This is a genomic window from Allobosea sp. BK604, from assembly GCF_004341515.1.
Classification (GTDB): domain Bacteria; phylum Pseudomonadota; class Alphaproteobacteria; order Rhizobiales; family Beijerinckiaceae; genus Allobosea.
On sequence record NZ_SLZF01000001.1, the window covers coordinates 430,411 to 455,896 of the forward strand.

The following is a 25,486-nucleotide window of genomic DNA, read 5'->3' on the forward strand; positions in this document are numbered from 1 at the left end:
CAGGTCCCTTGTGATGTCAGAACAAGCGCCCGCGCGTCTCCTGATCGTCGACCAGTCGCTGCGAGATCTGGTCGGGCATCACTTCGAATATGATCTCGCTGTTGCCCAAAGCGCCGCCCAACACCACCTGTCCGCCTCGGTCTTGGCGCATGAGAGCTTCGACCATTTCGCGGCATTTGGATCGATATCGGCAATCCCCTGGTTCAGCCAGACTTTCTACGATGCCGACAAGTCGCCTTTCTTCCGCATGGCGCGCGGTCTGGCGATCAGGCTGCCCTCGACGGTGCGCGCGCCACTCATCGCCCTTGCCTCCCCGCTGCTGCGTCGGCAGCGCACGGCCGCGCCTGCCGCCTTGCCGGTCTTTGGCGAAGCGCTGAAATCCTATCTGATCCGGGAAGCTTTCCAGCGGCACGACCATGTGCTGATCCACACCGTCAGCATGGCGGAACTCAATTCCGCCCTGGCCGCGCTTGCCGGCTGGAGCGCTGGGCCCAAGCTCCATGTCGTGCTTCGGCGGGACGCGGACGAACCCGGCATCAGGTCCGGCCACTGGGCCACTGCCGCGGACGCCTTCGCCCGCGTCGAGGGCGACGCGGCCCTAGCGGAACGCGTGGCATTCTACACCGATAGTACGAGCCTTTCCGCACAGTATAGCGAGATCGCACCAGGGATCGCCTTCCGGGTCCTGCCCGTACCGTACCCGCCATCGGAGCCTGCCCTGCTCGGACAGGACAGGAAGCCAGGCCCGCTGCGGATAACCTATGTCGGCGACGCGCGCCTGGAGAAGGGTTACCATCTCCTGCCCGGCCTGATGGCCGAGTTGGGCACGACCTTGCTCGACGGCAGGACAGCCCGGCTCGTTGCGCAATCGAACGCCGCCATGAGCATGGAAGACCAGCCGATCATCCGCGCAAGGAAAGGGCTCGCGCGCTATCCGGCCAGCCAGGTCGAGCTGATCGTCAATCCGCTAAGCGTCAGCGATTTCAATGCGCTGCTGGCGCAAGCAGACATCGTTATCTTTCCCTATGACGCCGAGAAGTATCGGCGCAGAAGCTCCGGCATCCTCGTTCAGGCCCTCGCGGCCGGCAAACCGGTAGTGGTACCGGCGCAGACTTGGCTTGCCGATTCCGCTCCGCCAGGCGCAGCTGTCCAATTCTCCACTTCGGATGAGTTTAACCGGGCCGTCGCGATCGCGATCGAATCCTACGCGTCGCTCTCCGATGTTGCGCAACGCCAAGCGCAGATTTGGCGAGATTTCCATACCGGATCCAATCTCGTCAAAGCCCTCTGTGAAAGCGCTGAGTTGGCCGGCCAAGTCGAGCCTCGTCGCACCAGGTTCGAAATTTCATGATATCGGAGGAGATCCGTCCCTCGGAGGCCGGAGATATCCAAACGGTGGGTCTGCTCGGCAAAGCGCGGATCGCGCTCGTGTTTCCTGGAAAGCATCTGCTTGACGGCGCAGGCGCCGCGCAAGTGCTGGAACTACAAAATTCCTGGTTGAAGACAAATGGCTTTGCCACCGATCTAATACTGATAGCACCGCATTTGTCGTGGTCTATCCGCAAGCGCAAGCAGCGACGCGAGAGCTTGATGCGAGCAGCAAAGGCAATGGGGTTCGATGACATCAGGCTCGTTGACATCGGATGGAGCGACCCAAAGCGCTGGTTGGCAATCATTAAACTTGTAATGACCAGGCTTCGCGGCATCTGGTCCATAGAAGATGACCTCGCGATCTCGGATGCCAGCTGCGTGAAAGCGCTGTCGGCATCAGCGCGAGATCGCTACGCTGGCGTCATTTGCAACTACGTGTCTGGGCTGTCGGCGGCCGATTCCCTTGTATCACGACACCGTCAGCTTCTCGTACTGCACGACTGGATGGCGGCAGCAGAAACGCCGCGAATGATCGCGATTTTGCATCAAAATAGGCTGAGACTCGCTTTAAATGAAGATGAAGCGGCGCGCATAACAGCAATTGCACCGAAATTTCCCTGCTATACCGGTCTACCGACGCTTCTCGATCGCTACGATAATCTCAATTTACACGGAACCGACGAGAGCACCGAAATCAATACAGAATCACCGTCGCCCCACGAAGAGCAAAATGCACCGAACACCGTTGGCGGCCCCGACCCCTCCATAACCAGCTCTGAGATTGATCTCCTGTTCGTAGGTAGCGCACACCCTCCGAACTGCGCTGGAATTGCTGCGTTTGTACGCGATTGCTTCATACCCTACCTCTCGGCACGCGGAGTCAGGCTTGTCATTGCCGGAGCAGCTGGACCGGCGGCAGGCCTTCCTGCCGCGCCGGGACTTCACGTCCTCGGTTATGTGGGCGATCTGCGACCACTCTATGCTGCTGCCAAGTTGGTCATCGTTCCGCTCCTGAGCGGCACCGGCGTTTCAATCAAGACGTTGGAAGCGGTAGCATTGGGAAAGCCCGTCTTGACAACACCCGTCGGGATACGTGGTTTGGGAGCCGATGTCAGACCAATCTTGCAGCCCCCATTCGATCAAGCGTGGGCGGATCAAATCTTAGCCCTCTTACAAGACCCAGCAGCCAGGGAAGAATGGCGCGATTGTTTGCGGGACTCGATTTCAGGGAAGACCCTCGACAAGGCCCTCCATGACATCATGGAACGCCTGATCAATAGCCCGCAAGATAGCGACGCAACCGGCAAGTAATAATCCATCCTTTCGCCCTTGAGGCGCGGTCTGTACTGGACTGCGTCCCTTCAAGGCGACGGGTTGGCGGCCAGACGACCTCAACTCGGAAAGGCGCATAAGAATGGAAAGCGTGCCGGTAGATTGATTTGACAGCGCTCTTGGCTTTCATCGAGCCCGCACCAAGCGTCCGAACGCCCGGCGTCGCGAGCAATGCCCACCGCTAAGGAGGCCGGCCACGCCGGCTGTTGAGGCTCGTCGCAGCGGCTCAGATCGAGCGCATCCGCCGATGCTACGGCACCATATCGTCGCTCGCGCGTTCGAATCTCTGAGGCCGCAGCTATGTGGCGCAGAGGAAATTCGATGTTTGGATTGTTCGAAGCGTTCGCGAAGCAGATCGAGGAGCAGACGCGGGAGTATGTCAGGACGCAGGAGAACGTCCGCCAGCGAGCCGTGAGCGGCTTGCTCGACCCGTTTCAGATGCTGCAGCCGATGCGAGCCACGGTTGAGAGCGCCGAAGCCTGCGACCTTCAACCTCCACGGTTGCCAGCAGAGCGTCGTCGCCCTGCGAAGGGGCAGAGCCAGGCAAAACGTCGGCAGCGAACTGCTAAGAAGCGGCCGGCTCCGAACTTCGCGTGAGGCTCTGCGATGAACGCTTTCCTCGCCATCGCTTTGCTGGCCGTGCTGGCCATCGCCGGCTGCCTCGCCACTGGCGGCCAAGGGATATGGGCAATACCCCTCGTCATCATCTCTGCCGGCTGCGGTCGCCTGTTCGTGCGCAGTGGCGGCGACCGAAGGTACGCGGTGGCGGACGCCCGACACCCTGACAAGGTCTAACGCTTCAAGCTCACGCGGATTTGGCCAATGGACCGGGAAACGATCAATGAATTTCCGGCTCGGCTACTTTTGCGGTGCCTTCGAGATAGTCGAAATCGCAGCCCTTGTCGGCCTGCTGTATATGGGCAGCCGACATCTTGCCGTAGCCGCGGGCATAGTCGCGGTTCGGCGGTGACCACGTGGCCAGGCGCTCGGCGATCTCCGCGTCCGTGAGATCAACCGAGATGCTGCGCGCCTCGACATCCACGGCGATGATGTCGCCGGTCTGCACGGCAGCGAGCGGGCCTTTGACATAGGCCTCCGGCGCGACATGAAGCACGCAGGCACCGTAGCTGGTGCCGGACATGCGCGCGTCGGAGATGCGCAGCATGTCGCGCACGCCCTGCTTCAATAGCTTCTTCGGGATCGGCAGCATGCCCCATTCCGGCATGCCGGGACCACCGACCGGCCCGCAATTCTTCAGGACCATGATGTGGTCGGCGGTGACGTCGAGACTCTGATCGTTCACGGCGCGCATCATCGCGTCGTAATCCTCGAAGACCAGCGCCGGGCCGCGATGCTTGAGCAGGCGAGGCTCGGCGGCGGACGGCTTGATGACACAGCCATTGGGGGCAAGGTTGCCCTTCAACACCGCCAGTCCGTTCGCGGTCGAGACCGCCTTATCGAGCGGACGGATGACGTTGTCGTCATAGACCTGAGCGAGCGCGATCGTCTCCGAGATCGGCTTGCCGGTCACGGTCATGGCGTCGGTGTGGAGCTTGCTCTCGAGCTGCTTCAGCAGCGCCGGCAGGCCACCGGCATAAAAGAAATCCTCCATCAGGAAATCCCCTGATGGACGCAGGTTGGCGATGACCGGAACCTTGCGCGAGAAGGCGTCGAAATCCTCGGGCGTCAGCGGCACGCCGGCACGGCCCGCCATGGCGATGAGATGGATGATCGCGTTGGTCGAGCCTGCCACCGCCATATGGACGATGAGTGCGTTCTCGAAGCTCTTTCGCGTCAGGATGCGGTCCGGAGTGAGGTCTTCCCAGACCATCTCGACGATGCGCTTGCCGGCGGCCGCAGCCATGCGCGGATGGGCGGCGTCGGCGGCGGGGATGGCGGAAGCGCCCGGCAAGGTGAGGCCGAGCACCTCGGCATGGCTCATCATCGTGGCGGCGGTACCCATCACCATGCAGGTGCCGTGCGAGCGCGCGATCCCGCTCTCCATGTCGCGCCACTGGTCGTCGGAGATGTTGCCCGCTTCCTTCTCGGCCCAGTACTTCCAGACATCGGCGCCGGACCCGAGCACTTTGCCGGCCCAGTTGCCGCGCAGCATCGGCCCGGCCGGCACGAAGATGAAGGGCAGGCCGGCGCTGCAGGCGCCCATGATCAGCGCCGGCGTGGACTTGTCGCAGCCGCCGAGCAGCACCACGCCGTCGAGCGGGTGGGAGCGGATCGATTCCTCCGTCTCCATCGCCAGGAAGTTGCGGTAGAGCATGGTCGTCGGCTTCTGGTACTGTTCCGAGGCCGACATCACCGGAATCTCGACCGGGAAGCCGCCGGCAGCCCAGACCGCGCGCTTCACCGCCTCGGCGCGGTCGCGCAGATGGGTGTGGCACGGGTTGATCTCGGACCAGGTATTGATGATCCCGATCACCGGCTTGCCCATGAACTCGTCATGGTTGAGGCCCATTTGCAGCGCCCGCGAGCGGTGACCAAAGGAGCGCAGATCGCTCGCGCCGAACCAGCGCTTCGAGCGCAGCGTATCGGGCGTCTTGCGGGGGTGGGTCATGGGAGATTCCTCGAAGTCTTCGTGTTCTAATGTGCGCGCGGTCGGCGCCGCGTCATGGTCGGGCTTGGCCCGACCATCTCGGAAACAAGCTGGCTCGTCACGAGTTTCCCGGCTCTGCGCTCCGGCCGGGAATGACGGTTGCCGTCACTCCGCCGCGGCGCGCTGGGCGCTCCAGCCGGCCACGATCTTGCGCAGTTCCGCGCGCTCGGTCTCGTTGAGCTCGGGCAAGCCCGGCAGGCGGACCGGGCCGACCGGAGTGCCGAGCAGGCCGAGCGCTTCCTTGACCACGGTGACGTTGGCGCCGTTGCCATATTTCGTGCGCATGGTCTCGAAGCCGGCGATCTCGCTGACCAGGGAGCGGGCCCGGTCGTAATCATTATCCTCCAGCGCCTGCCAGATCGCCAGCGAGCGCTCGGGCGCGACATTGACGAGGCCCGAAGTGAAGCCGCGCGCGCCGAGCGCATGGAAGGGCGCAGCCCAGCCTTCGGCGAGCCCGCAGATCCAGTTGGCGCTGGTACCCTCGGTGGCGCGCACGCATTCCGCCAGCAGCATGACATTGGTCGAGGCGAACTTGACGCCGGCGACATTGGCATGGGTTGCGACGCGGGTGAGGTCCTTCACGCCGATCGCATCCGAGCGGATATAGGCGACGAGCGGGATGTCGAGCGCTTCGGCGATGGCGATGATGTAGTCCGCCTGAGATTGCGGCGCCGCGAACGGGTCGAGCGGGTGATGGACCATCACCGCGTCGCAGCCCGCCTTGGCGGCGAGCTTGCCGGTCGAGACCGCCTCGCGCAACGAGCGGCCGATGCCGGCGGTGACCAGCGCCTTGCCGCCGGCCGCCTCGGCGGCAACCGCATGGCTGCGCACGACCTCGTCGGTCGTCATCGGGTAGAACTCGCCGGTATTGCCGGCCGAGACGATATTGTGGATGCCGGCCTCGGCGATGCGCCGGACGATCCTGCCGGTGACGGCCCAATCGGCCTCGCCATCGGCGCCCCAGGCGGTGACATGCACACCGGAGATACCGCGCAAAGCCTTGCGCACACGATCATTCGTCATAGGCCAAACCCTCCGCTTCCGCGCCGAACACCTGTCGCACATGGCTCTTGGCCGAGCGCACGATGTGGCTTCTCATCCTTTGCTCGGCCAGCGCCGGATCATGCGCCGACAAAGCCGCGAATATGCCCTGGTGCTCCAGGAAGCCCTGGCGTCGCTCGGTCGTAACGGCGAGCAGCGCGATGCGCTGGGCGTGGTCGTACATGCGTTGCCCGTCGAGCCGCCGCTCCAGATAGGCGCAGCCGGAAATCCGGTGGATCATGCCGTGATAGGCCTCGTTCAGGTTGACGAGGTCCTCGAGCGCGCTGTGATCGGTCGCGTGCTCCATCTCGTCGATGAGACGCGCCATCTCGGCGATCTCGCCGTCGTTGATGCGGTTGGCGGCGATATGGGTCATGACGCTTTCGAGCGCGGCGCGGCCGAGCGCCATTTCCAGTGCCTGCCTGGCCGAGAACTCGACGAAGACGCCGCGGCGCGCCTCGGTGCGCACCAGCCCCTCGCTCTCCAGCTTGCGGATCGCATCCTTGACCGGCGTCGTGCTGACGCCGAGCATCTCGGCGAGCTGGCGCTCGTTCAGCCGCTCGCCATTGCGGAAATTGCCGGCGACGATGGCCCGGCGCAGGCGCTCATGCACATGCTCGCGCAGCGAGCGCAGCAAATGAGGAGCGACGGGTTCGATCGTGTTCGGGTCGAGCATCATGGTTCCAGCAGGCTGGCCCGCCCGATCGGAATCCCCGCCCGAGCAACACCTCCTGCATCGCCAGCAAACACCAAAACATCAAGCCGAGGCAAGCCTGAAATTTCAGATTTCAAATCCAAAAGCCTGTGCTATGTCGTCACTCCAAGAGGCCCCGGGGAGGGCCGTTCCGGCAGCGCACCGCGCCGCCGGTCAATCTGAGGGAGGACAATGTGAGCCACTTGACCCGACGCGCCGTGCTTGCCGGCGGCGCCAGCCTTCTCGCCGCTCCGGCGGTGCTCGCCCAGCCGGCCTATCCGACTGCCAAGGTCGTCACCATCGTGGTGCCTTTCGCCGCGGGCGGCACGACCGACCTGCTCGGCCGCATCCTGGCGGAGCGGCTGGCGGCGCGCATGGGCGGCAAGTTCATCGTCGAGAATCGCGTCGGCGCGGGCGGCAATACCGGCGCGGCCACGGTCGCGCGGGCCGAGCCCGATGGCTACACGCTGACCATGGGCACGGTCTCGAGCCACGCCATCAATCCCGGCGTCTACGCCAAGATGCCCTATGACCATATCAAGGACTTCGCGCCGATCTCGCAGGTGGCGAGCGTGCCGAACCTGCTGATGGTCAATGTCGACCTGCCGGCCAAGACGGTGCCGGAGCTGATCGAGCTGCTCAAGAAGAACCCGGGCAAATACTCGTTCGGCTCCTCGGGCGCCGGCACCTCGACGCATATGGCGGCCGAACTGTTCAAGGTCGAGACCGGGACCGATATGGTCCACGTCCCCTACCGCTCAAGCGGACAGGTGACGCAGGACCTGCTCTCCGGCCAGATCCAGCTGACTTTCGACAACATCACCATCGCCTGGCCGCATGTCGAGGCCGGCAAGATCCGGGCGCTGGCGACGGCGACGCCGAAGCGGCTCGAGGTCGCCAAGGACATGCCGGCCTTGTCCGAGTTCATCCCCGGCTATGATGCGAGCTCCTGGCACGGTTTCTTCGCGCCGTCGGGCGTGCCGAAGGATATCGTGGCCCGGCTTTCGACCGAGACGCAGGCCATCATGCGCGAGCAGGCTGTGATCGACCAGCTCAAGAAGCTCGGCGTCGACCCGGTCGGCTCGACCAGCGAAGAGTTCACGGCGCATATCGCCAACGAGACCAAGCGCTGGGCCGCGGTCGCGCAGAAGGCCAACGTGAAGATCGAGTGAGCGCACGACGAGACCCGTTTCCTGCGCCGTCATCCCGGCCGTAGCGAAGCGGAGCGCCGGGATCCATCGTATGGCTCTCCGCTCTATGATGGATCCCGGAACGGCGCGGCTGCGCCGCTTGTCCGGGATGACGCGTTCCGAAATAGCGCGGCGTGACGATGCGAGCCGTATGGAGATGAAGAGCCTATGACCGCCCTGACCCCCGAGAACCGCGAGAAGCTCAAGCGCGTCTCAACGGCGACATTGACCACCGCCCTGTTCAAGCGCGGCTTCCGCAACGCCTTCATCCAGGATGTCAGGCCGGTCGGAGCGAACGCTCCGCGCATGGTCGGCGAGGCCTATACGCTGCGCTACATCCCGGCGCGCGAGGATCTCGACCATCTCGGCGTCTTCGCCGACGTGGAGCATCCGCAGCGCAAGGGCGTCGAGGATTGCCCGCCTGGCCATGTCATGGTGATCGACAGCCGCAAGGACCCGCGCGCGGCTTCGGCAGGCGCGATATTGGTGACGCGGCTGATGCAGCGCGGCGTCGCCGGCATCGTCACCGATGGCGGCTTCCGCGATTCGCCGGATATCGGCGCCCTGCCCTTCCCGTCCTATCACAATCGCCCGAGCGCCCCGACCAACCTGATCCGGCATCACGCTGTTGATCTCAACCTGCCGATCGCCTGCGGCGATGTCGCGGTCTATCCCGGCGACATCATCGTCGGCGACGGTGAAGGCGTCTGCGTCGTCCCTGCCCACCTCGCCAACGAGGTCGCGGAAGAGGCCTATGAGCAGACCGCCTACGAGGATTATGTCGAGGAGCGCGTGCGCGCCGGCGACTCGATCTTCGGCCTCTATCCCGCCAACGAGGCGACCAAGGCTGCCTTTGCCGCCTGGCGGCCGAACTGGAAGTAAAGCGGTAGCCCGCTCGGGATACCACAGCCCCCGGGGCTGTGGCTTCTAGGCCGCCGCGAAGACCGGGATCGTCAGGTCGACGCAAAGCAGCGCGGCGAGGCGGGCATCGTCCAGCGCGACGCCCAGCCCCGAACCGCCCGGCACGGCCGAGCGGCCGCCGGCCACGTCAGGCAGGGCTGGCGTGGCCAACTCCCAGAACAACGGCGTCTCGTCGAGCTGCATTTCCAGCATGGTGAAGCCGGGCAGCGCCGCGCAGACCTGCAGGCTCGCGGCATGGCAGATCGGCCCGGTCGGATTGTGAGGTGAGACTTCGACGCCGAGCGCCTGCAGCGCCTCGGCCGTCCGTAGCATCTCGTCGACACCGCCAACATATTTCATGTCCGGCATCATCACGTCATAGGCACCAGCCCGCGCGAAGGCGAGGAAGGCCTCGGCCCCGACAAATTCCTCCAATCCCGCGAGGCGCGTACCGCGCGCATTCAGGCGCGAGCGCAGGGCGCGCAGCGCCGGCATCGTGTCCTGGTTCTCGAGGATCGGGCATTCCAGCCAGTGCAGGCCGAAAGGTGCGACGGCCTCGACCAGCTCGCTCGCCATGGCCTCGTCGAAGCGCCAATGGCAATCGACCATCAGCCGGCGCTGCGGGCCGATCGCCTCCCGCGTCGCTGCGATGCGCGCAAGTCCCGCCTGCATCGCGGCCCTGCCCTCGCCCGCAGCGCAGCGCTCGCGCGTGACCTCGTCGAACGGGGCGATCTTGAAGGCTTCGAAACCACGCGCGACGGCATGTGCCGCACTGGCGGCAAAGCCCTCGGGCGAGCGATCGGCCGTGCGGCGATTGATATTGGCGTAGAGTGGGATCGCGGCAGCGCCGTTGCCGCCAAGCATGACAGCGAGAGTCGTGCCGGCCCGCCTGGCGGCGGCGTCCTGGCAGGCGACGTCGAAGGCAGTGCGCAGCGCCGCGACGGGCAGCGCCAGGCCGGCAAGCGGCTCGTCACCGACGCCGCGTTCGATCCAGCGCGGCAGATGCTGCGTGGCGACGTCGATCAGCGCCCGTTCGCGACCATTGAGACTCGCTTCGCCGATACCCTCGATGCCGGACGCGTAGCCGACACGCAGAAAGGCCCAGACCGTCTTGGGGCTGATCCTGGCGAGTTGCAGCCGGACGCGGAGGATCGGATCGTCTGCGCTGATCGTCATGCTTGCGCTTTCGTTGCGAGGGCCATTTGCGCGATCAGGTCCTGCCGCGTCTTGGTGACATGGGCCGCCGTCAGGGCGCCGCACGCCTCGGCATCGTGCTGGCGCAGGGCGCGGATGATGTGGTCGTGGTCGCTGGCAACGCCGCCAAGCCGTTCCGGCCGATAGCCGAAGCGCGACCAGAGCGCGGCCAGCAGCAACCAGTGCCGGTCGAGCACCGAGAGCGCCTCGGCATTGCCCGGGATTTCGTAGATGCGGCGATGGAAGCGCTGGTTGGTCTCGACGGCCTCGCCGAAGCGGCCCTCGTCGGCCAGCGCCAGGCGCTCGCGTTCGAGCGTCTCGATCTCGGCGAGATCCGCTTCGGCAATAGTCGCGACAGCCTCGCGCGCCAGCGTCACCTCCAGCGCAATGCGCACGCTGAAGAGATGCGCGACATGACGCTCGTCGATCGTCACGACGCGTGCGCCCTTGTTCGCCTCAGTGACCACCAGCCCCTCGCCGGCAAGGCTCCTCAGCGCCTCGCGGATCGGCATGTGGCTGGCGCCATAGCGGCTCGCCAGTTCGTCGATGCGCAAGCGCGCGCCGAAGGCGAGCGCGCCGGAGATGATCTCTCCCCGAATCTGGTCCTTGACGGTGTCAGCGCGGATTCGCCTCATTGATTTGATCAAAGACCTACTATAATGACTGGTGTCAACGAAAAATATTCTCTGATTTGATCATATGGGAGAATAAGCGTGAAACTATGGGACTGGGGATGCCGCCTTCTCCGCGCGGCTGCGGCGACTCTCGCGCTGACGGGGCCAGGCTTGGCTCAGGCCTGGCCGGAGCGGCCGGTCACGATCATCGTGCCAAGCGCGCCGGGCGACGGCTCCGACATCGCGGCGCGGCTGATCGGCGAGAAGCTGCGGCATGCGCTGGGCCAGGGCTTCGTCGTCGAGAACCGGCTCGGGGCCGGCGGCGTGGTCGGCTCGACCGCGGCGGCCAAGGCGGCGCCGGACGGCTACACCTTCATCATGGCCAATGCCGGTTCGCACGGCATCAACCCGGCGATCTACGTCAACATCCCCTATGACGCGCTCAACGATTTCACGCCGGTCTCGCTGATCTACCGCTCGCCGAACATCTTCGTCGCGAGCCCGAAGCTGCCGGTCGCGAACATGAAGGAGCTTGTGGCCTACGCGAAGGCCAATCCCGGCAAGCTCAGCTTCGCCTCGGGCGGCGCCGGCTCCTCGGCCCATATGAGCAGCGAATATCTCAAGATGCTCACCGGCATCGAAGCGACGCATGTGCCCTATCGCGGCGCCGGCCCGGCGCTCAACGACATCGTCTCCGGCCAGGTCGAGTTCATGGCCGTGAACCTGCCGCCGGCGATCGGGCTGGTGAAGGGCGGGCAGATCAAGCCGCTCGCCGTCACCACCATGAAGCGGGCGCCGGCACTCCCTGATGTTCCCACCGTCGACGAGTCCGGCGTGAAGGGTTTCGAGACCGTCGCCTGGTTCGGCCTGCTCGGACCGAAAGGCGTGCCCCAGCCGATCATCGACAGGCTGCATGCCGAAGTCGTGAAGGCCTGCGCCGACAAGGAAGTGCAGGAGAAACTCGCGGTTCTCGGCGGGGAGACCGTGTGCAATTCGCCCGCCGAGTTCCGGGATTTCCTGGCCGCGGATATCGCGCGCTGGAAGGATGTCGCGGCCAAGGCCTCGATCAAGATCGAAGCGCAATAGCGGCAATTGGCCGCCCTGAGCGCCGGCCCGTCCTCGTGTTGACGGGCTCGGCCATCTCTGGAAAAAGCGACGCTCCCGGAAAGGGCGGCCTCGGTCGCCGAGAGCTCAGGGTGGCTTCGTGACATCGGACGCAGCGCGGAATTTCATCGATCGCGTTCGCGACCGCTCCGTCACAGTCGGTATTATCGGCCTCGGCTATGTCGGGCTGCCACTCGCGCTCGCTGTCCTGCGCCAGGGCATCAAGGTCATCGGCTTCGACATCAGCCAGCCGCGTGTCGATGACCTCAACTCCGGCCGCAGCGCGATCAAGCACATCCCGACCGATGAGCTCGTGGCCGGCGTGCAATCCGGCATGTTTATCGCGACCAGCGATTTCAGCAGGCTCAGTGAGCCCGATGCCCTGTTGATCGCGGTGCCGACACCGCTGACCAAGCAGCGCGAGCCCAATCTCTCCTATGTCGTCAAGACGACCGAGGCGATCGCGGCCTGCCTGCGCGAGGGCCAGCTCGTGGTGCTGGAATCGACGACCTATCCAGGCACCACCGACGATGTCATGCGGCCGATCCTGGAACAGGCGAGCGGGCTCGTCAGTGGCCGGGATTTCTTCCTGGCTTTCTCGCCTGAGCGCGAGGACCCCGGCAATCAGCATTTCGGCACCTCGACCATTCCCAAGATCGTCGGCGGCGATGGGCCCGACGCGCTGGCCATGGCCGACGCGCTCTATTCGACCTTCGTGGTCAAGACCGTCCCGGTCTCCTCGACCGCGACGGCCGAGGCGGTCAAGCTGACCGAGAACATCTTCCGCGCCGTCAATATCGCGCTCGTGAACGAGCTCAAGACCGTCTACGCCGCCATGGGCATCGATATCTGGGAGGTGATCGACGCCGCCAAGACGAAGCCTTTCGGCTTCATGCCATTCTATCCGGGTCCGGGTCTCGGCGGGCATTGCATCCCGATCGACCCGTTCTACCTGACCTGGAAGGCCCGCGAATACGACATCACCACCCGTTTCATCGAGCTCGCCGGGCAGATCAATTCCGGCATGCCCTATCTCGTGGCGAACCGGCTGGCGGAGCTCGTCGACACCGTGCTGCGCAAAAGCCTCAGCTCCTCGCGCATCCTGCTGATCGGGATCGCCTACAAGAAGAATATCGACGACATGCGCGAGAGCCCCTCGCTCAAGCTGATCGAGCTCATCGAGCAGCGCGGCGCGCAGGTGGCCTTTCACGATCCCCATATCCCGGTGATGCCCTCGACCCGGAACCATCCCGAGCTCGCCGGCCGCAAGAGCGTGCCCCTGACCAGGGAGCAGCTCGCCGATTTCGACGCCGTGCTGATCGCTACTGATCACGACGATGTCGACTACGCCCTGCTGACGGAGAATTCCAAGCTGGTGGTCGACACCCGCAACGCCTGTGCGCATCGCGGCTTGCAGGGATCGCATATATTCAAGGCGTGATGCGAGTCGCGCCTGAAGGGTACGGAATGACGACGGAAGCGGTCCCGCGCGTGGCCGTGGTCGGCTGCGGTCGCTGGGGCAGGAATCTGGCGCGTGACTTCAAGGCGCTCGGCGCGCTGGAAGCGATCGTCGAGGTCGACCCTGCAGTCAGCGCCGCCCTGGCAGCCGCCCATGGCTGCCGCGCGCTCGGGCTCGACGAGGCCCTGGCCGACCCGTCCATCGACGGTATCGTCATCGCGGCCCCGGCCGCGCTCCATCACCCGCTGGCCAAGCGCGCGCTCGCAGCAGGCAAGCATGTCTTTGTCGAGAAGCCGCTCGCCCTGTCGGTCGAGGATGGCGAGGAACTGGTCGCGCTGGCAGAGCAGGCGGGGCGATGCCTGATGGTCGGGCATCTCCTGCACTATCACCCGGCCTTCCTCGCCCTGAAGGAATTCGTCGCCTCCGACGCGCTCGGCAAGCTGAGTTATGTCTATTCCAACCGCCTCTCGCTGGGCGCCCTGCGGCATGAGGAGGACGTGCTCTGGTCCTTCGCGCCGCATGACATCTCGATGATCCTCGCGCTTGCCGGCGAAGCTCCCGAGCAGGTCGCGGCCTTTTCGGCGCCGACACTGCATCCCGGCATTGGCGATGTCGTGCAGCTCCAGCTCGCTTTCGCCAATGGCATCAAAGGCCATGTTTTCTGCTCATGGCTGCACCCGTTCAAGGAGCAGCGCCTCGTGGTCGTCGGCGAGCGTGGCATGGCGGTGTTCGAGGACAGCGCCGCCGATCCAGCCGGCAAGCTGCGCTTCTACGATCACAAGATCGCGTGGACGAACGGGGTCCCGAAGACCTTGAAGGGCGATGGCGCCCCGCTGCCCTATGGCTCCGGCAACCCGCTGATGGAGGAATGCCGGCACTTCCTCGAGGCCATCGCCAACGGCACGTCCCCGCGCACCGATGGGCATGAGGCGCTTGCCGTGCTCTCGGTGCTGGAGCGCGCCACAGGCGACATGAAAAGCCGACTTTCCGAGGACGGGACCGCAGCCGGCTCTCCGGAAGCGCCGTCCTATCCCGGCGTGACGATCCATGAATCGGCCTATGTCGATGCCGGTGTCAGTATCGGCCCGGGCACCAGGATCTGGCATTTCAGCCATATCCTCGACGAGGTTTCGCTCGGCAGGAACTGCAATATCGGCCAGAACGTCGCCATCGGACCACGGGTCACGATCGGTGACGGTGTCAAGATCCAGAACAACGTCTCGATCTACGAGGGCGTGGAGCTGGAGGACGGCGTCTTCTGCGGCCCCTCCTGCGTCTTCACCAACGTCAACACCCCGCGCGCCGAGATTTCGCGCAAGCACCAGTTCCGCAAGACCCTGGTCAAGCGCGGGGCGACGATCGGCGCCAATGCCACGATCGTCTGCGGCCATGAACTCGGCAGCTATTGCTTCATCGCGGCTGGCGCCGTCGTCACCAGGGATGTGCCGGCATTTGCTCTGATGGCGGGCGTCCCTGCTGTGCGAATCGGCTGGGTCGGCCATGCTGGCGTCAAACTTGGGCCCGATCTCGTTTGTCCGGAAACGGGCCGGACCTATCGTGAGAGCGGGCCGGACACGCTGGAGGAGGTCGTCTGATGAATCCGCCTGGACCGATCGACTTCATCGATCTCAAGGCCCAGCGCCGGCGCATCGGCCCCGCCATGGACGAAGCCATCCTCGCCGCGGTTCATGGCGGCCAGTACATCCTCGGTCCGCAGGTCGGGCAGTTCGAGACCAAGCTCGCCACCTTCTGCGGCGCCAGGCATGCAATCGGCTGCGCCAACGGCACCGATGCGATCACGCTTTGCCTGCTCGCGCTCGGGATCGGCCCGGGCGACGCGGTGATCTGCCCGAGCTTCACCTTCGCCGCGACGGCCGAGGTCGTGGCCGGTATCCGCGCCACGCCTGTCTTCGCCGAGATCGACGAGGCGACTTATAACCTCGACCCTGCCGGGCTCGGCGCGGCGCTCGACACGGCCAGGAAGAACGGCCTCGTGCCGCGCGCCGTCATCGCCGTCGATCTCTTCGGGCAGCCCGCGGATTACGATCCGATCGAGGCCTTCTGCGCCGAGAACGGGCTCACGCTCATCGCCGACACCGCGCAGGGTTTCGGCGCGCACTATAAGGGCAGGATCACCGGGTCGATCGGCCATTTCGCCACCACCAGCTTCTTTCCGGCCAAGCCTCTCGGCTGCTACGGCGATGGCGGCGCGGTCCTGACCCACAATGAGGAGCATCTCGCGATCATCCGGTCGCTGCATGTCCACGGCAAGGGCGAGGACAAGTACGACAATGTCCGGATCGGCATGAACTCGCGCCTCGACACGATCCAGGCGGCAGTGCTGCTCCTGAAGCTTGCCGTCTTCGCCGAGGAATTCGAAGCGCGGCAGGCGGTGGCGCGGCGCTATAGCGACGGGCTGAAGGATGTCGCGGTGACTCCCTATATCGCTCCGGACCGCCTCTCGACCTGGGCGCAATATACGCTGCGGGTCGCCGCGCCGCGGCGCTCCGGCTTCGTCGCGGCGCTGAAGGAGAAGGGCATCCCGACTGCGATCTACTACCCCAAATCCCTGCACCAACAGACCGCCTACAAGGGTTTTCCGGTGGCCGGCAACGGCCTGCCGATCTCCGAGCGCGTCTCGCAGGAGGTGGTGTCGCTGCCGATGCATGCCTATCTCGACGAGGCGACACAGGCCTACATCATCGAGGCGGCGCGCTCGGCGCTGACAGGCAAAGCTGCGGCGGCTTGATGGACGCAAGGCCCGACCAGCTTTCCGGTTCGCACGAGGCTCCGGCGCGCTCGCCAGGGCGGGCACCGCGCGTCGTCTATTTCAGCCTGGAACGGCTGCGCCCGAGCCAAGCCTCCTATACCCACGTCCACGTTATCGCCGGGGGCCTCGAAGCCGAGGGCGTGCCGACCCGCCTGGTTGCCGTCAAGGCGGGGGCAGAGCAGCCATCGCGCTCGCGGCTGGGGCGGCTGGCGAGCTATGTCAACCTGACCTGGCGCGCTCTGCGCGCCCTCAACGACGCCGATATCGCCTATTTGCGCGCCCATCCGGCCGCGATCGTCTTCTCTCTGATCGCCCGCCTGCGCGGCAAGCCCGTCATCCACGAGGTCAACGGCCGCACGGAGGATATCGGCGTCACCTATCGCCTGCCGAAAGGGGTGACGCAGCTGCTCAACGCGCTCCAGATCGTCCAGTATCGCTGGGCGGCCGGGCTCATCGCGGTGACGCCCGGCCTGCAGGATTGGTTGGCCTCGCTGCTTGGCAGCGACGCCAAGCTCCATCTCGTGCCGAACGGCGCCGATGGAAAGCGGTTTCACCCTGCCGCGACCGGCGGCCCCGTGATCGAAGGCCAATATGCCCTGTTCTTCGGCGGCCTCGTCGCCTGGCACGGCATCGACACCATGCTGGCGGCACTGCGTCACCAGGATTGGCCAGAGGGCATCAAGCTGGTCATCGCCGGCGATGGGCCTGGCGGGCCGGAGGTTCGTGCGGCAGCCAGGCACGAGACGCGTCTGATCGCGCCGGGCTATCTGCCGAGCAGCGAGCTTGCCGGCCTGGCCGCGCGTGCCTTCGTCATCCTCTGCCCGATCGACAACCATGGCTCGCGCAATCTCGGCGGCGTCGCGCCATTGAAACTGTTCGAAGGCATGGCCTCCGGGCGGCCCGTGATCGCCACCGATCTGCCCTTCCAGGCCGAGCTGGTCCGCGCCCATCAATGCGGCCTCGTCATCCCGCCGGCCGATCCCGCCGCGCTGGCCGGAGCGGTCAGGACGCTGGTCGGCGATGCTCACCTCGCCGACGACATGGGGCGCAACGGCCGCAGGGCCGTGGAGACCGAGTTCGACTGGCGCTACCGGGTGACCGATACGGTCGCGGTTGTGCGCGGCGTCTTCGCCGCTCATGCCCGCTGATGCGCGCCGGCATCGCCTGCACCTGCGAGCCTCGCCCGCGCCGCGACGGCCGCGTTCCGGCTTCCGCGTAGAGGCAGGCGATGTGCGGTCTGTTCGGATCGATCGGATTTGAGCCGGAGCCGTCGCGCATAGACATCGTCGCCCATCGTGGGCCCGACGGGCGCGGCTGGCGCGAGTTCACCAGCGCGGCCGGTCCCGTCGCGCTCGGACATCGGCGGCTGGCGATCATCGATGTCTCCGAGGCCGGGCTGCAGCCGATGGCGGATGCGTCCGGCCGCTATCACCTCGTCTTCAACGGCGAGATCTACAATTATCTCGAGCTGCGCGAGGAGATGCGGGCCAAGGGCGAGGTCTTCGTTGGCGACAGCGATACCGAGATCCTGCTGCGGGCCTATCTGCTCTGGGGTCCTGCCGCACTCACACGCCTGCGCGGCATGTTCGCCTTCCTGATCTGGGACGACCATGACAAGCGCCTCTTCGCGGCCCGCGATCGCTATGGCATCAAGCCGCTCTATCTGGCAGCTCTGCCGCGCGGCGTCGCCGTCGGCTCCGAGATCAAGCAGTTGCTCGGACTGCCCGGCCTCAGCGGCCGGATGAACCTGCCGCGTATTCACGACTTTCTGGCTTCCGGGATCGCCGACCATACGGCCGAGACGATGTTCGATGGCGTCGCGCAGGTCCGGGCCGGCGAATGGGTTCTCGTCGACGCCTCGCGGCCCGCCCTCCAGATCAGGACGGAGCGCTGGTATCCGGCCGGTGCGGGCCACCTCAGGCTGAGCGAAGACGAAGCCGCCGAGCAATTCCGCGAGCTGCTGACGGAGTCCGTCCGGCTGCATCTGCGCTCGGATGTTCCTGTCGGCTCCTGCCTGTCGGGCGGTCTCGATTCCTCGGCGATCGTCTGCCTGATGGCGCAGATGCTGGGCTCGGACGCGAAGGTCAACACCGTCTCCGCCTGCTATGCCGAGAAGAGCGTCGACGAAAAGCCCTTCATGGATGCCGTCATCGCCCATGCCGGCACGCTGCCGCATTTCGTTTTTCCGAAGGCCGAAGATGTCTTCCAGCACGCCTCCGACATCACCTGGCATCAGGACGAGCCGTTCGGCTCGACCTCGATCTTCGCGCAATGGTGTGTCTTCGCCGAAGCGAAGCGCGCCGGCGTCAAGGTCATGCTCGACGGCCAGGGCGCCGACGAGCAGCTCGCCGGCTATCATGGCAGCTTCCCCTATTACCTCGCTGGGCTGATGCGGCGGGGCGCGCTCCGCCAGGTCGTCGGCACGATCCTGGACCGCAAGCGCGATCACGGCGCGCCGATCGGCCGCCAGCTCGCGCAGGCGCTCATTCCGCTCCTGCCCGCCCCGCTCGGCCAGCGCGTGCGCCAGCAGCACCGGGCACTGACTCAGCATGACTGGTTGAACTCCGAGGCGATCCGCACGCGCGGCAATCCCAGGGGCGCCCAGGCTCTGGCAAACGAGGTGCTCGGCCTACCCCCGGCCAGCGATATCCGCAGCCTCTGCCTGTCGCTGACCTATGGTTTCAATCTCGGCATGCTCTTGCACTGGCAGGACCGCAACGCGATGGCGCATGGCATCGAGGCGCGGGTGCCCTTCCTCGACCATCCGCTGGTGGAGTTCACGCTCGCGCTCGGAAACGACCATAAGATCGTCGGCGCTGAGACCAAGCGGATCCTGCGCCACGGCATGGCAGGCATCCTGCCAGAGGCGGTGCGTCAGCGCTCCGACAAACTCGGCTTCGCCACGCCGGAGCAGAGCTGGTTTCGAGGTCCGTTGCGCGGGCTGATGCAGGACGGCGTCGAGGCCACGCTCAAGCGCTATCCGGACCTCCTGAACGCGCCGGGCGTCCGCGCGCTCACGGCCGAGATGCTCGACGGCAGACGGCCGGTCGACTTCACCCTGTGGCGCATCGTCAATCTCGGGCTGTGGGGCGAGCGCTTCGGCCTGGGCCTCTGACCGGGGAACCGGGCCTCAGGCGGCAGAGGCCTCGAAAGGCAGTGCCGGCACGATGCGCCGCGAGCCCGGGCGCTGGCCGAAACGGCGCAGCAGGTCGGACGCAAGATGTTTCGGGACCGGCTTGGAATAGTGATAGCCCTGCCCCAGCCGGCAGCCCATGGCGAGCACATGCTCGGCCTGCGCGCCGGTCTCGATCCCCTCGGCGATGATCTTCATGCCGAGCCGGTCGGCGATCAGGATCAAAGCCTCGACGATCGCGCTGCTCTGCTTGTCGGTCTGAACCCTCTCGACGAAGGAACGGTCGACCTTGATGACATCGACCGGGAATTGCAGCAGGTGTGTCAGCGAGGCATAGCCTGTGCCGAAATCGTCGAGCGCGATCAGCGCGCCGCGGCTGCGCAGTTCGCGGACATTGCGGGCGACCGACTGGTTGCGCTCGGCCAGGAAGACCGATTCCGTGACCTCGACCACGAGATGACGCAGCGGCACCTCGACCTTCTCGAAGGCCTTGACGATGCGGGCGGCAAGATCGCCCTTCTGGAAATCCGCCGAGGTGACATTGAGCCCGACCTGCTGGAAATGAAAGCCGCCATCGAGCCAGGCCCGCATATCCGCCGCGACGGCCGCGATCATCTGGCCGGTCAGCCGGTAGGCGACCTTGGGATCGGTCAGCGCCTCCTGGAATTCGCCTGCCGCGATCATCCGCCCGTCCCTCGAGCGCATCCGCGCGAGGGCCTCGAGGCCGATGATCTCGGCCGTGTCGAGCCGCACCACCGGCTGATAATAGGGCGCGATCCGCTCCTCGGATAAAGCCTCGTCTACCCTGCGGACGGTCTGGATCCTCTGCATGATCGAGGTGCGCAGGCCGCTCTTGAAGCGGATATAGCCGCCGCGCTTCTGCTCCTTGGCGTGATAGAGCGCGAAATCGGCATTCTGCCTGAGCGTGACCGCGTCGCGCCCATCCTCGCCGGAGAGCACGCCGCCGATCGTGACGCGCGGCGTGACGGTGTGGCCGTCATGCTGAAACGGCGTCACCATGGCGCTCAACACCGCATGGGCGGCATCACGCAGTGCCGCGGCCTCCGAGCAGCCTTCGAGCAGGATCGCGAATTCGTCCCCGCCGATGCGGCAGGGCAGCCCGCCGATCGCGAGCCGGCGCAGCCGACGCCCGACCGTCGCGATCAGCGCATCGCCGACCGCATGCCCCATTGTGTCATTGGTCAGCTTGAGCTGGTCGATATCGATCAGCAGCAGGCCGAAGCAGGGCTTCTCTGCTACGATCATCCGCTCGAACGCGGCGCCGAACTGCGCCCTGTTGGCGAGGCCGGTCAGCGTGTCGAAATAGGCGAGCCGATGCGCACGCGACTGCATTTCCGCATGCTCGATCGCCACCGCGCATAGATGGACGCAGGTCTGCACGATGGCGAGCTCCAGCTCGCTCGGGCCACGGCAATCGCGGTAATAGAAGGCAAAGGTGCCGACGACGCGGCCGTCGCGCGCCTTGATCGGGCTCGACCAGCAGGCGCGCAGGCCGAGCGGCAGAGGTAGTTCCTTGAAGGGCGCCCAAAGCGGGTCGCTCGCGATATCGGTGACGATGACCTCTTCGCCACGATAGGCGGCCGTGCCGCAGGATCCGCAGCAGGCGCTGATCTCGATGCCGTCGAGCGCCTGCGAGTAATGCTCCGGCAGATCGGGAGCGGCCAGGGGACGAAGACGGCGCTCGCCGTCGACGCCGATCACGGAGCAGATCGCGCTCGGCGTGATCTCCTGGACGCGCCGGCAAAGCCGCTCGGTCACGTCACGGAGCGCTTCGCCGCGGGCGATCGCCTCGAGAATTTCATTCTGCAAGCGCGATAGTCTCGGCGCGGCCTTGGCGTGAGGCATGTAGCGAGCCCGGTCTCCAATCCACGTCAATTAACGCGGGAACCTGAACATGCCGTTTCCTGGCACGCTCAAATCAGGACGATTCCCGCTGGAATTGCAGTCCCGCTCTATTCCGCCCCCGGCACGAAGCTGACCACGAAATGGACCAGCTCGCTCTGGCGCGTCGTGCCCGTCTTGGCGAAGAGCCGCTGCAGATGCGTGCGCGCCGTCGTCTTGGCGATGCCGAGCCGCTCGCTGGCCGCGATCGTGTCGAGCCCCTTGCAGACAAGGTCGAGCATCCTGGCCTCGCTGGGCGTGAGGCCGTGGAAGGCCTTGATCGCGGCGATGCTGGAACGGATCTCCCGGTCATGATCGCGGACCACGATGGCGAAGATCGACTGGGTCTCCGCGACAGGAGAGCCGATCGGCGTCACGCTGACCGCAAGGGCGCGCTCGCCGCGCGTCTCCAGCGCCATCCGCAATTCCGGCATCTCCGCCGCGGATTTATGGCGGCGCATCCAGCCCTGCAGCCGCGCGTTGAAGGCGGAGCTGCGTGTGCTGAAGCGGTCGTCCTGGACGACGCCTTCGCCGACCAGCCGGCTGGCGTCGCGATTGCGCGAGAGGATGCGCAGATCCTCGGTGACCAGGAACAGCGCCGTGCCATCGCTGATGGCATCGTCATTGCTGTGGCGCCCCGGGCGGATGGTTGTGAAGCAGGGTCCGGGCTGAGGCCGGAAATCGATCGCGAGTGTCATTGTCCGTGTCCGTGATCCAGTCTGCACTGGTTGGTTTCACGGGATCGGCATCTGGTTTCATCGATCGCGAAATTTTTTTGCTGGACACCTTGCTTGGTCATGGGAGCACGCCTCGGCTGGTCTGCGGGCATCGCTCAGGATCGGTCCGACCAGGGCTGCCCTTCAGGGACGACCTTCCGTCGCCCCTGCGCTACAACTCGGCCAGCCAGCGCCCGCGCTCTATGACGTAGTTCACATAAGGTTTCGTCTTGAAGAGGCAGCACGCTTGCGGGCGAGTCGGTCCGCAGCACCTGATACGAAGCGGCCGGGTTCATGGCCCCGTCCGCATGAAGGGGATTATTGGCCAAACACCCGGTGCTCAGGCCCGCAGCGAGAGCTTGTAGGTATAGGCGTCGCCGCGGAACAGGCCCTCGACATATTCGACCATGCCGCCATCGCGGCCATAGCTGCGGCGCTTGATCAGCAGGCAGGGGACCGGCTGCTCGAAGCCGAACACGGCGCATTCCTCCTGCGTCGGCGCCGCTGCCTCGATGGTCTGCTCACAGAAGGCGAGCGGCGCTCCCAAGGTCTGCAGGACAGCATAGACCGATTGCGTAAGATCGGCCTGCGGCAGGTCCGGCACGACCTGGAGATTGTACCAGGCGACCTCGCGCGACATCGGCACGTCGTCGCCACTGCGGATGCGCACGAGCTTGAGGAACAGTGCATGCGAGGACAGGCCGAAGATCGAGGCAATCGAGCGGTCCGACACGACGGACCGCTCCATGATGCGTGAGGACGGCACCCGCCCGAGTTCGTACATCTCCTCGGTGAAGCCCTTCAGCCGGTCCATGCCGGGATGAAGCCGCGAGCCCAGGCCCTGTACGATCGAGCCCAGGCGGCCATGCGCGCTGAGTAGCTTGCGCTGGCGCAGGATGTTGTAGCATCGCTGCACGGTGGCGCGGCTGATCTTCAGCTTCTCCGCCAGTTGCCGTTCCGCCGGCAGCGTCGTCCCGGCCGGGAGGACGCCTTCGCCGATCAGATGCGTCAGCTGATCCTCGAGCTGCTGGTAGAGCGGCTTCGCGGTATCGTCACGCAACGCGATCAGGTTCGGCAAGGAGGGCCTTGCCGCCGGGGCAGTCGCTCGATCGGTGTCGGGCTGCATTCGCGTGCTTCTGCGCGGCACTGGAAGGGATCAGTCGGGTTAGGGTTAGGCCGATATGGTTGGCAGGATTTTCGTTCTAGGCAGTTTTGTTGTTGCCTGCTCGGTTACGGTATCACGCTTCCCGGTTGCAGGTGAGTCGCTTCGCGCCGATATGTTGACGGTAGAGCCGGGAGGCAAGGGCTTCAACCTTGCCGTAGGCGCGGCCCGGCTCGGCGCCTCGGTCGACGGGCTGATGGCCATCGGTGATGATCTCCTCTCCTCCTTCGCCGCGCCGGCCCTGAGCAAGGCCGGCTTGCCGCTGACGATGCTGAAACGCCTTCCCGGCGCGACAGGCGGCGGCGTCGCCTTCACCGACGCAACCGGCGAGAATTGCCTGGCCGTTCATCCCGGCGCGAATTTCCTGCTCTCGGCGCAGGATGTCGCTGCCGCCGCGGACAGGATCGAACAGGCACAGCTCGTGCTGGCGCAGTTCGAGATCGACGATGCGCCGATCGCCGAAGCCTTCCGGCTGGCGCGGCAGGCAGGCGTCAGAACCTTGCTCAACCCCTCGCCGTACCGTTCGATCAAGCCGGAGATCCTGGCCAATACCTCGATTCTCGTCGTCAATGCCGGCGAGGCCCTCGCTCTTGCCGAAACGCTGTCGCCGGCCAGCCGAACCGGTTCCGGCGCCATCACCGAAGACGAGCTCGCACAGGCGATCCAGCAAGGCGGCCCGGACACGCTGATCGTCACCCGCGGCCCCCAGGGCGCCGTCGCCTTTCAGCGGGACGAGCCGCCGCTCGTGCAGGCGGCCTTCGCCATCGAGGCGCGCGACAGCATTGGCGCCGGCGATGCTTTCGCCGCCGGGCTGAGCGCGAGCCTCGTCACGGGCCTCCCCCTGTCCGAAGCGCTACGTCGCGCCGCCGCCTGCGGCGCCCTTGTGGCGAGCCGTATCGGTGTCTTCGAGGCGCTTCCGACCGCCGCTGAGTTGCAGGACTTCCTTGCCGCACACGCATAGCGGAGCCTGGCAGCGATTGGATTGTTTTTGGACTTTCCGCGGCAGCGCCGTCACGCTAACGATAGGCTTCGGCCCGGCCACACCCGGGGCGAGAGCGGTGAAACCGCGTGGCAAGGGCGAGCCGCGCGGGGTGCCGTGACACGACCGGCGGCCCTGGAGTTGGCTATGGCGCGAGCGAATCTCGACGCGGTCGTCGCGACGATCGACAGCCTGCTTCTCGCCGCCTACGACGCCGATCAGATGCCGGCGGCGATCGAGCGGATGCGGCAGCTCTTCGATGGCTCGAAAGCCTGTTTCGCGCGAGTGGGCCCGGATCTCGGGCCGAATGACGCCGTCGCCACCAATCCCGACGCGACGATGCAGCAGCGCTTCTGCAGCGATCTCGGCGAAGAGTTCAGCGCCTTCAGCCAGGAGCTTTCCCGGCTCCCGGTCGGCAAGGCCTATATCGACCGTGAGTTCTTCGGCTCGGACCGGCTGCGCTCCAGCCGGTTCTGGCGGGAATGGATGGCGCCGCAGGACATGTATTGCGGGCTCGGCAGCCGGCTGGCCGAGGCCGGTCCGTCTTTCTGGTTCTTCGATGTGCAGCGGGGGCGCAATCAAGAGGCTTTCGACGCCGAGGACACCGCGCTGCTCGAACGACTGGCGCCGATCATGACGCGCGTTGCCGAATTGCGCCGCCATATCGGCTTCCTGACCATGCAGCGCGACATGGCTCGAGCCGCGCTCGACCGGCTGACGGTCGGTATCGCTATCGTCGATCCGCAGCTGCGGCTGGTCTATGCCAACGAGATCGCAGGCCAGCTCCTGGCCGAGCCGGAGAGCGCGCTTGGCCTGCGCACCGGCCGGGTCTTCGCACGCAACGCGCAGGACCAGGCCGCGCTGAAGCGCCTGATCGTGCAGGCGCTCGTCCCCATTCACGAGGCGGGCTCCGGCCGCATCCATCTGCTCGCCCGGGCAGCCGGGGCCGAAGGCTGCAATCTCTCGCTCTGCCTGCTGCCGGTGCCACCGAGCTACGGCCTGCCCAGCGCCTCGCCTTGCGCGATGATCGCGATCCGGCCGCTGCAGGCCGCGGCCGATCTCGTCCTCGCCGCCCAGCAGCTCTTTGGCCTTACCGAGACCGAGGCGAAATTCGCCTCGGCCCTCGCTTCGGGCCTGTCGCTGGCCGAGGCTGCGGCGGAACAGCATGTGCGCATCTCGACCGCCCGCACGCATCTCGCCCGTATCTTCCAGAAGACCGGCATGCGCCAGCAAAGTCAGATCGCGGCGCTGCTGCGCGGAGCCGAATTGCCGGTGCGGCCGCGCTACGAGCCGTCCTGAACGACCTGATTGGCAAAG

At 65.8% G+C, this 25,486-nt stretch carries 22 protein-coding genes; 14 read left to right on the top strand and 8 right to left on the bottom strand.

From position 1 onward, the window contains the following. The first annotated feature begins 13 nt into the window (after window positions 1–13). The 4 genes from EV560_RS02195 (at window position 14) to EV560_RS02210 (ending at window position 3,498) form a co-directional block, all read left to right on the top strand. The gene (locus tag EV560_RS02195; RefSeq protein ID WP_131853552.1) at window positions 14–1,351 is read left to right on the top strand and encodes a glycosyltransferase; all 1,338 of its coding nucleotides are present in this window, start codon (window positions 14–16) and stop codon (window positions 1,349–1,351) included. Between the two features lie 44 nt (window positions 1,352–1,395). Beyond that, entirely contained in the window at window positions 1,396–2,682 is a 1,287-nt protein-coding gene (locus tag EV560_RS02200; RefSeq protein ID WP_165923283.1) for a glycosyltransferase family 4 protein, read from the top strand. Window positions 2,683–3,024: 342 nt separating this feature from the next. Beyond that, window positions 3,025–3,300, top strand: coding sequence for a hypothetical protein (locus tag EV560_RS02205; protein ID WP_131853556.1), 276 nt, complete (start codon window positions 3,025–3,027; stop codon window positions 3,298–3,300). Window positions 3,301–3,309: 9 nt separating this feature from the next. Continuing rightward, the gene (locus EV560_RS02210; protein WP_131853558.1) at window positions 3,310–3,498 is read left to right on the top strand and encodes a hypothetical protein; all 189 of its coding nucleotides are present in this window, start codon (window positions 3,310–3,312) and stop codon (window positions 3,496–3,498) included. Window positions 3,499–3,541: 43 nt separating this feature from the next. On the opposite strand, the gene araD is transcribed toward EV560_RS02210, so the two are convergent. From araD to EV560_RS02225, 3 genes are all read right to left on the bottom strand, one after another. Further along, complete coding sequence (araD, locus tag EV560_RS02215) at window positions 3,542–5,272, bottom strand: L-arabinonate dehydratase (protein ID WP_131853560.1); 1,731 nt, start codon at window positions 5,270–5,272, stop codon at window positions 3,542–3,544. 144 nt (window positions 5,273–5,416) lie between these two features. Beyond that, complete coding sequence (locus EV560_RS02220; protein WP_131853562.1) at window positions 5,417–6,334, bottom strand: dihydrodipicolinate synthase family protein; 918 nt, start codon at window positions 6,332–6,334, stop codon at window positions 5,417–5,419. After that, entirely contained in the window at window positions 6,324–7,028 is a 705-nt protein-coding gene (locus EV560_RS02225) for a GntR family transcriptional regulator (RefSeq protein WP_248311852.1), read from the bottom strand. Before EV560_RS02225 ends, EV560_RS02220 begins: the two co-directional genes overlap by 11 nt. A gap of 212 nt (window positions 7,029–7,240) precedes the next feature. On the opposite strand from EV560_RS02225, the gene EV560_RS02230 reads away from it, so the two are divergent. Together EV560_RS02230 and EV560_RS02235 are read left to right on the top strand one after the other, a co-directional pair. Continuing rightward, on the top strand, window positions 7,241–8,218 hold the full coding sequence (locus tag EV560_RS02230) for a Bug family tripartite tricarboxylate transporter substrate binding protein (protein ID WP_131853564.1): 978 nt from the start codon (window positions 7,241–7,243) through the stop codon (window positions 8,216–8,218). Between the two features lie 186 nt (window positions 8,219–8,404). After that, entirely contained in the window at window positions 8,405–9,118 is a 714-nt protein-coding gene (locus tag EV560_RS02235; protein ID WP_131853566.1) for a ribonuclease activity regulator RraA, read from the top strand. Window positions 9,119–9,163: 45 nt separating this feature from the next. Here the strand turns inward: EV560_RS02235 and EV560_RS02240 are convergent, their stop codons facing one another. Beyond that, window positions 9,164–10,312: a mandelate racemase/muconate lactonizing enzyme family protein gene (locus tag EV560_RS02240; protein WP_131853568.1), complete on the bottom strand. Its 1,149-nt coding sequence runs from the start codon at window positions 10,310–10,312 to the stop codon at window positions 9,164–9,166. Next, complete coding sequence (locus tag EV560_RS02245; protein ID WP_131853570.1) at window positions 10,309–10,965, bottom strand: GntR family transcriptional regulator; 657 nt, start codon at window positions 10,963–10,965, stop codon at window positions 10,309–10,311. The genes EV560_RS02240 and EV560_RS02245 overlap by 4 nt, the downstream gene beginning before the upstream one ends. Window positions 10,966–11,115: 150 nt before the next feature. On the opposite strand from EV560_RS02245, the gene EV560_RS02250 reads away from it, so the two are divergent. From EV560_RS02250 to asnB, 6 genes are all read left to right on the top strand, one after another. Further along, window positions 11,116–12,030 carry a Bug family tripartite tricarboxylate transporter substrate binding protein gene (locus EV560_RS02250; protein WP_165923284.1) on the top strand — a complete coding sequence of 305 codons (915 nt, stop codon included), beginning with the start codon at window positions 11,116–11,118 and terminating at the stop codon, window positions 12,028–12,030. Between the two features lie 118 nt (window positions 12,031–12,148). Next, window positions 12,149–13,489 (top strand): nucleotide sugar dehydrogenase, encoded by a 1,341-nt coding sequence (locus EV560_RS02255; protein ID WP_131853574.1) that lies wholly within the window; start codon window positions 12,149–12,151, stop codon window positions 13,487–13,489. A 26-nt stretch (window positions 13,490–13,515) separates the two neighbouring features. Further along, on the top strand, window positions 13,516–15,102 hold the full coding sequence (locus tag EV560_RS36625) for a Gfo/Idh/MocA family oxidoreductase (RefSeq protein WP_131853576.1): 1,587 nt from the start codon (window positions 13,516–13,518) through the stop codon (window positions 15,100–15,102). Beyond that, the gene (locus tag EV560_RS02265) at window positions 15,102–16,256 is read left to right on the top strand and encodes a DegT/DnrJ/EryC1/StrS family aminotransferase (protein ID WP_131853578.1); all 1,155 of its coding nucleotides are present in this window, start codon (window positions 15,102–15,104) and stop codon (window positions 16,254–16,256) included. Before EV560_RS36625 ends, EV560_RS02265 begins: the two co-directional genes overlap by 1 nt. Continuing rightward, window positions 16,256–17,425 (top strand): glycosyltransferase family 4 protein, encoded by a 1,170-nt coding sequence (locus tag EV560_RS02270; RefSeq protein WP_131853579.1) that lies wholly within the window; start codon window positions 16,256–16,258, stop codon window positions 17,423–17,425. The genes EV560_RS02265 and EV560_RS02270 overlap by 1 nt, the downstream gene beginning before the upstream one ends. A gap of 80 nt (window positions 17,426–17,505) precedes the next feature. Further along, a complete protein-coding gene (gene asnB, locus EV560_RS02275) occupies window positions 17,506–19,392 on the top strand; it encodes an asparagine synthase (glutamine-hydrolyzing) (RefSeq protein WP_131853581.1) in 1,887 nt (628 codons plus the stop codon). 15 nt (window positions 19,393–19,407) lie between these two features. Here the strand turns inward: asnB and EV560_RS02280 are convergent, their stop codons facing one another. The 3 genes from EV560_RS02280 to EV560_RS02290 all read right to left on the bottom strand — a co-directional run bounded on the left by EV560_RS02280 (window position 19,408) and on the right by EV560_RS02290 (window position 23,154). Beyond that, entirely contained in the window at window positions 19,408–21,240 is a 1,833-nt protein-coding gene (locus tag EV560_RS02280) for a putative bifunctional diguanylate cyclase/phosphodiesterase (RefSeq protein ID WP_248311853.1), read from the bottom strand. 143 nt (window positions 21,241–21,383) lie between these two features. Next, window positions 21,384–22,010 (bottom strand): helix-turn-helix transcriptional regulator, encoded by a 627-nt coding sequence (locus EV560_RS02285; protein WP_131853585.1) that lies wholly within the window; start codon window positions 22,008–22,010, stop codon window positions 21,384–21,386. Between the two features lie 358 nt (window positions 22,011–22,368). After that, window positions 22,369–23,154, bottom strand: coding sequence for a GntR family transcriptional regulator (locus tag EV560_RS02290; protein ID WP_131853587.1), 786 nt, complete (start codon window positions 23,152–23,154; stop codon window positions 22,369–22,371). Between the two features lie 55 nt (window positions 23,155–23,209). Here EV560_RS02290 and EV560_RS02295 point away from each other — a divergent pair, with 55 nt between their 5' ends. Both EV560_RS02295 and EV560_RS02300 read left to right on the top strand, forming a co-directional pair. After that, complete coding sequence (locus EV560_RS02295; protein WP_131853589.1) at window positions 23,210–24,151, top strand: ribokinase; 942 nt, start codon at window positions 23,210–23,212, stop codon at window positions 24,149–24,151. Between the two features lie 165 nt (window positions 24,152–24,316). Then, window positions 24,317–25,468: a helix-turn-helix transcriptional regulator gene (locus EV560_RS02300; RefSeq protein ID WP_131853591.1), complete on the top strand. Its 1,152-nt coding sequence runs from the start codon at window positions 24,317–24,319 to the stop codon at window positions 25,466–25,468. The last annotated feature ends 18 nt before the right edge of the window (window positions 25,469–25,486 follow it).